Origin of the sequence: Mesorhizobium sp. M5C.F.Ca.IN.020.32.2.1 (genome assembly GCF_004023105.1) — a bacterium.
Taxonomy (GTDB): Bacteria; Pseudomonadota; Alphaproteobacteria; order Rhizobiales; family Rhizobiaceae; genus Mesorhizobium; species Mesorhizobium wenxiniae.
Genome location: NZ_RZSX01000351.1, coordinates 1 through 6,208 on the forward strand (window position 1 = coordinate 1; position 6,208 = coordinate 6,208).

The 6,208-nt window shown below is 63.9% G+C and carries 6 protein-coding genes; 1 reads left to right on the top strand and 5 read right to left on the bottom strand.

Annotation, left to right across the window (positions count from 1 at the left end; translation table 11 throughout):
* From EOA86_RS18205 to EOA86_RS18225, 5 genes are all read right to left on the bottom strand, one after another.
* Nucleotides 1–384 (bottom strand): MOSC N-terminal beta barrel domain-containing protein (locus tag EOA86_RS18205; RefSeq protein ID WP_206630063.1); only part of this gene is annotated, 384 nt, incomplete at its 3' end.
* 25 nt (nt 385–409) lie between these two features.
* Complete coding sequence (locus EOA86_RS18210) at nt 410–2,071, bottom strand: dipeptide ABC transporter ATP-binding protein (RefSeq protein ID WP_128342933.1); 1,662 nt, start codon at nt 2,069–2,071, stop codon at nt 410–412.
* Between the two features lie 11 nt (nt 2,072–2,082).
* Nucleotides 2,083–2,910, bottom strand: a complete 828-nt coding sequence (locus EOA86_RS18215; protein ID WP_128342935.1) for an ABC transporter permease — start codon at nt 2,908–2,910, stop codon at nt 2,083–2,085.
* Entirely contained in the window at nt 2,907–3,848 is a 942-nt protein-coding gene (locus EOA86_RS18220) for an ABC transporter permease (RefSeq protein WP_127209162.1), read from the bottom strand. Before EOA86_RS18220 ends, EOA86_RS18215 begins: the two co-directional genes overlap by 4 nt.
* Complete coding sequence (locus EOA86_RS18225; protein ID WP_128342937.1) at nt 3,830–5,029, bottom strand: C45 family peptidase; 1,200 nt, start codon at nt 5,027–5,029, stop codon at nt 3,830–3,832. Before EOA86_RS18225 ends, EOA86_RS18220 begins: the two co-directional genes overlap by 19 nt.
* 135 nt (nt 5,030–5,164) lie before the next feature.
* Here EOA86_RS18225 and EOA86_RS18230 point away from each other — a divergent pair, with 135 nt between their 5' ends.
* Nucleotides 5,165–6,097, top strand: a complete 933-nt coding sequence (locus EOA86_RS18230; RefSeq protein WP_164759971.1) for a GntR family transcriptional regulator — start codon at nt 5,165–5,167, stop codon at nt 6,095–6,097.
* The last annotated feature ends 111 nt before the right edge of the window (nt 6,098–6,208 follow it).

Genomic DNA, 6,208 nt, shown 5'->3' on the forward strand with positions numbered 1-6,208 from the left:
GTGGATGTCGGCGCGCTGATAGCGTGGCGCGATACGATCGTGGGCTTGCGAACCGAAGGGGACATGTGGGTGCAGCGCCGCCGGGAAATCAAGTAAGGCCGAGACCAGCTCGCCTGCGAGGCTGGAGCCGGCATCGATCCAGGAGCCATCGTCCAATCCGATTTCCGGCCTGTCGCCTCGCAGCCGTGCAAAAAGGTTCGGCAGCGGCCGCCAATGTTTTAGCTTTTCCGGCGCGGCAACAATTCCGTCGCGCCGGTCGACGACGCCCCAGATCCGGTCGCCCGGAATCCCGCCTTCCGCAAGCTCCGTCCCGTCCAGCCCTTCGCCGCCTATCGAACTGACGGGATATCGCCAGATTTCCTTGATATGGCCGAACGGCGTCATGATGCGGAGACGAGCCGTGTCGCTTTCATTGCGCCACTGCCTTGCGTGCGCCCGCGCCGTCGGCGAAACGGCGATCGATCAGCATCGCCGCATCGAGAAGGGCGCGCGTATAGGCGTGGCGCGGCCGGTCGAAGACGTCGTCGCGGTCGCCGATCTCGACGATCCTTCCCTCCTGCATGACCGCGACCCTATCGGCAACCTGCTCCACTGCACCCAGATCATGCGAGACGAACAGACAGGCGAAACCGTAGCGTTCCTGCAACGACCGGATCAGGAGCAGGATCTGTTTCTGCACCGTCATGTCCAGCGCCGAAACCGGCTCGTCGGCAACGACGAAGGCCGGTCGCCTGACGATCGCCCGCGCGATCGCGACGCGCTGGCGTTGCCCGCCTGACAGCTGATGCGGGAAACGCTCGAGAAGGTCGCGCGTCAGTCCCATTTCCTCGATGACCTCATTCATGCGCGCGGTCCGCCGCTTGCGATCCAATTCGGCGTCGAGCTTCAACGGCTCGGTGACGATTTCCGCAATGGTCTGGCGAGGGTCCAGCGAGGAATAGGGGTCCTGGAAGACGATCTGCATGTCGCGACGCTGCAATCGCGTGTCAGCCGATCGTCCACTTGCGATCGCCTTGCCAAGAAACGAGATCGTTCCGCTGGACGGCTTGACGAGGCCGACAATGGCGCGCCCGAGCGTCGTCTTGCCGGAGCCCGACGCGCCGACCAACGCCAGGGTTTCGCCACGCCGGATGGTAAGGTCGACGCGGTCTACGGCGCGCTTCGGCTGCGCGCGCGCAAACAGCCTGTGACGGCCCGGATAGTCGATGATGACATTGCTGATCTCGACCAGGGGCGCGCCGTTGACGGATCTTCTCGATCCGCCGGCGCTGCGCTTGGGAAGCGCATCCACCAACCGCCTGGTATAGTCGTGCTGCGGTGCGTGAAGGACCTGGGTGCTGCTTCCCTGTTCGACCGCCTTGCCTTCGCACATCACCGTCACGTTGTTCACATAGTGCGACACCATGCCGAGGTCGTGGCTGATCAGCAGGACGGCGGTTCCATTCTCCCGCGTCAGCTCGACCATGAGGTCGAGCACGTCGCGCTGCACCAGCGTGTCGAGCGCCGTGGTCGGCTCGTCGGCGATCAGCAGGCGCGGCTTGAGCAGCATGACCGATGCCAGCATGATGCGTTGGCGCATGCCGCCCGAGAATTCGTGCGGATAGGCCGCAAGGCATTTGCCGGGATCCTTGATCTGGATCCTCTCCAGCATCGCCACCGAGCGGTCCTTGATCTCGGCGCGCGACATGTCGCGATGCAGGCGAAGCCCTTCCGCCATCTGCTCGCCGATGGTGACGGCGGGATTGAGCGAGACCATCGGCTCCTGGAAAACCATGCCGATCTGTGCACCGCGTATCTGGCGCAGTGCCTTTGCGGCAAGGCCGGTGAGCTCCCGTCGTTCGAAGCGGATGCTGCTGTCAGCGGTCGTGATCAGCGGGGCAGGGAGCAAGCTCAGGATCGAGCGGGCCGCCATCGTCTTGCCCGAACCGGATTCACCGACCAGCGCCAGCATGTCGCCAGAGGCGAGATCGAAATTCAGCTCGTCGACGATCCGCTTTCCCGATGGTCCCACCGAGATCGACAGGTTGCGCACTGAAAGCATCGTGTTGTTGTCCCCGGCCGGCACGAGCATGTTTCCAGCACCTACATATTCGGGTCGAGCCAGTCGCGCACCGCGTCGCCCAGCATGTTGATGCCGAGCAGCGTGATCGAGATGCAGAGACCCGGAAGGATAATCAGATGCGGCGCCTGGCCGATATAGGGCCGCGCCGTTGATAGCATGTTGCCCCAGCTGGGCGCCGGAGGCGGGACGCCCAGTCCCAGAAAGCTCAGCGCGCTTTCCGACAGGATGATCCAGCCGAACATGGTGGTCGCGAGCACGATGATCGGGGCAACGCAATTGGGCAGCACATGCCGCGCCATGGTGATGATCTCGCTATTGCCCATCACGCGCGAGGCCTCGACATATTCCCGCTCGCGAATGGACATCACGGAGGCCCGCACCACGCGCACCACGATCGGCATGTAGGCAAGGCCGAGCGCAACGATGATGCCCTCGCGGCTGGCGCCGATCACCGCCATCAGGCCGAGCGCCAGAAGCAGGCCAGGGAAGGCGAGGAAGGCGTCGTTGACCATCATGATGGCGCGATCGACCCAGCCCCGCAGGAAACCGGCGAGAACGCCGAAGAGGGTGCCGGTGATCAATGCGAAGGCGACCGTCGCAAAAGCGATCCAGGCGCTGGTCCGCGCGCCGCTGGCGAGGCGGCTGAGCACGTCGCGGCCGAATTCGTCGGCGCCCAGCAGGTGCACAGACGAGGGCCCGCTGAGGCGCGACGGCAGATCGAGCTTGAGCGGATCGAGGGGCGCGATCCACGGACCGAACACGGCCAAAAGGATCAATGCCCCGGTGACGGCGATCCCGAAGATCGCGTTGAATTTCAGACCGGGCCGGCCGAGCGCACGGGCGATCATGCGGTAACCCTCGGATCAAGCAGCGGGTAAATCAGGTCGACGAGAAGATTGACCGCGACATAGATGAAGGCGATGAACAGCATCGATCCCTGAATCACGGGATAGTCGCGGGCATAGATCGCGTCGACCAGCAGCCGGCCGAGGCCGGGAATGGTAAAGACGGTCTCGATGACGACGATGCTGGAAAGCAGGCTGCCGAGCACCAAGCCAATCAGGGTCAAGGTGGGCGCGAAGGCATTCTTGAAAGCGTGGCGCCACATCACCGCGCTTTCCGAAAGCCCCTTTGCCCGCGCATGGGTGATGTATTCCAGGCGCGCCACCTCGATCGTGCTGGCCCTGGCCATGCGCGCAATCGGGCCGGACTCGACGAGCACCAAGGTGACCACGGGCAGGATCACATACAGAGCGGCTTGCGCGAAGTCGCGGCTGAAGGGTACGTAGCCGACGACCGGCAGCCAGCCGAGATCGAGGCCGAAGATCAGCATCAGCATCAGCCCCAGCCAGAAACTGGGGATCGAGAGCAGGATGGTCGAGGTGGCGACGACCGTGACGTCGCGGAGACTGTCCTGCTTCCAAGCAGCCAGCATTCCGGCAGGCACGGCGATCGCTGAGGCGACAATCACGGCGAGAAAGACGATGGTCGAGGAGACAGCGAAACGGTCGAGGATGAGCGGCAGCACCTCTTGCCCGCTGCCGATCGAGCGTCCGAAATCGCCTGAAAGGACGTTGCCGGCCCAGATCAGATATTGCACCACCACCGGCTGGTCGAGCCCCATCTGATGCCGCATCGCATCGACCTGTCCGGGCTGCGCGAGCTCGCCCAGCATCAGCGTCGCAGGATCGCCCGGAATGAAGCGCATCATCACGAAGACCGCGACCGAGACCAGGATGAGTGTCGGTACGGCGCTGGCGAGGCGGGTCAGGACAAAGCGGACCATCGTTTCTCCTGTGCTGACATCGAAGGTCTCTCCCGTGCGGGCACTGCCTTCTCCGCCCGCTCGAGGATCTCGTCTTCGATGGTGAGCTCGTAGCGGGTGAATTCACGGTTCTTGGCCGGCAACGGCGCGATCTCCATGACGCCGGCGGCTGGTTCGAAGACGATCATCGCCACCGTCGCCGAGAGATTGCCGCCTTCCTTCCTGATCTGCGGGCGACACACGCTGAACGGCGAAGCGAAGTTGTCGAACAGCGCTTCCTTCAGGTCGTCGATGGTTATGTCTCCATGCCGCGCCGACAGGTGCCGGCGCACGCGGTGGTCGCGATAGAGACTGTCCGGCACGTCGCGAAGTCCGGTTTCGCGCAGCTTAGACAACGCCACCGGGCTCTGCCAGTGATTGGCGTGGACGATCATGTCGTTGTCCGAATAGATGGTGAAGACCTCGTCCGGGGCGCATTCGAAATTGGCCGTGAACCCTTCGGCGGTGCTCAGGATCATGTTGTTGGAACCGGATTTCGGCGTCGTCGCCACCACCTTGATGGCATGGGCGAAATGCTGCGCTTCAAGAGCCCGGCGCCGGATGAAGGGAAGCGGAATTCCGATCCCGCGATAGTCGCGGTCCGATTCGAGATAGTTCGCGGTGATGCCGATACCGGCCGAGTTGAAGCCGCTGCGCGCCAGTCCGCCGGCTTCGGTGAAGGTGAGGAGGTCCGGCCCGTCCGTTCGCCGGATGCGCAACACCACCGAGGTCTCGGCGCATTCGGCCTTCCAGTCCCAGTTCTGGCCATGGATGAGCCTGCCGTTCCGGGTTGCCTCCGGCAGGATCGCCGCGCCCGTGCAGCCGTCGGGCTCGTCGTCGGAAATGCCTTTCTCGCGCCGGGCGAGCTGCAGGATTTCGGTACGCGCATTGACCAGGACGATCGAGGACAGGTCGACATTCGCGCCTGACGCAATTCCTTCCATTTCCTCGACGAGATCGGGCGCCCATTGCCGCAAGCGGGGCAGGAAGATGCCGGAGAACCGCCCGACATCGTCCGGCCTGAAGCCGAAACGGTCGAGCTGAGCGGCATAGAGCGCCACCGAAGCGCCGATGCGCCCGCGCGCCTGTTCGCCATAGGCCATGCCGCGCGCTCTCGGCGCTCCATCGATCTCGACAAGCGGAAACGGTGCGACTGTTGTCATCAAGCGGAAGCCTCAAACTGGTGTGAGTTCGGATACTAATGCATTTTGATTGAATGAAAAGCAGGAAAATTCGCTAGATTGCCAGTTCGAACTTCGTGGCGCATATCTATAATGCGAACGCTTGAGGAAGTGCCTATGAACGAAACGATGATCGACCGGCCGGCACGCAGCGAGGCGGCCAGTCCGCTGCAGATCGATCTGGCGCGGCGGATCCTGGAGCGGATCAGGGATTCAGGCTGGACGGTCGGAACCCGCGTCTCGGTGCCGGACCTTGCCCGCACGTTCGGCGTTTCGCGTTCCCCCGTCAGCGCGGCGCTGGAACTGCTGGTCGCCCAAGGCATCTTAAGTCCCTTCGAGACGAGGGGGCTGCAATTGGCGCGCGATGTCGCCGACCTCGACCCGGAGGATATCCTGCCCAGCTCTCCGCTCGAGGAGCTTTACCGCAGGATGATGCGGGAGCGCGCGCTTGGCCAACTGCCCCAGGAGGTGTCCGAGGCGGAATTGATGCCGCGCTATCAGGTGTCGCGCGGCGTCGTGCGCAAGCTCCTGCTCCGCTTTGCCGCCGAAGGGCTGGTGCAGCGCCTGCCGGGGCATGGCTGGCGTTTCGCCGACACACTTGTCGGCGAGGACGCCTACCGGGAAAGCTATGAATTCCGGATGGCCGTCGAATGCGCGGCGCTGCGGTCGCCCATGTTCAATGCGGGTCCTCAGCAGCTGGCGCCTGTCCGGCGCGCTCACGAGCGCATCCTGGCGATCGTGTCGACGGGCAAGACACTGATCGGCGGCGACGAATGGTTCCGGATCAATGCATCCTTTCACGAAGGGCTCGCGGCCTGCTCCGGCAACCGGTTCCTGGCCGATGCGGTGCGCCAGCAGAACAATCTGCGCCGGTTGCAGGAATCAGCGGGTTTCGAGGAATTGCCGGCGGAACGCATCGAGCAGTCCTGCCGGGAACATCTGGCCATTCTCGATGCCGTCGAAGCGGGCGAGATCGAATGGGCCGAGGCGCTGCTGCGCCAGCATCTACGGCAGGCATCCGAGTTCGCTTCGCCACAGCGCTCGATTTGATGCCTGCCGGCGACGGCATCGCGCATGCTGCCCACTCGGCCGCGCAATGCCCCGACATCCGGCACTGAGCGATCTGGAACGAGCGTCTCCCCGATTCGCTTGACGCCAATC

What these genes read in the sequence shown, in the direction of transcription:
- EOA86_RS18230 (WP_164759971.1), top strand. Translation starts at nt 5,165, where the DNA reads ATGAACGAAACGATGATCGACCGGCCGGCACGCAGCGAGGCGGCCAGT.
- EOA86_RS18225 (WP_128342937.1), bottom strand. Translation starts at nt 5,029, where the DNA reads ATGACAACAGTCGCACCGTTTCCGCTTGTCGAGATCGATGGAGCGCCG.
- EOA86_RS18220 (WP_127209162.1), bottom strand. Translation starts at nt 3,848, where the DNA reads ATGGTCCGCTTTGTCCTGACCCGCCTCGCCAGCGCCGTACCGACACTC.
- EOA86_RS18215 (WP_128342935.1), bottom strand. Translation starts at nt 2,910, where the DNA reads ATGATCGCCCGTGCGCTCGGCCGGCCCGGTCTGAAATTCAACGCGATC.
- EOA86_RS18210 (WP_128342933.1), bottom strand. Translation starts at nt 2,071, where the DNA reads ATGCTCGTGCCGGCCGGGGACAACAACACGATGCTTTCAGTGCGCAAC.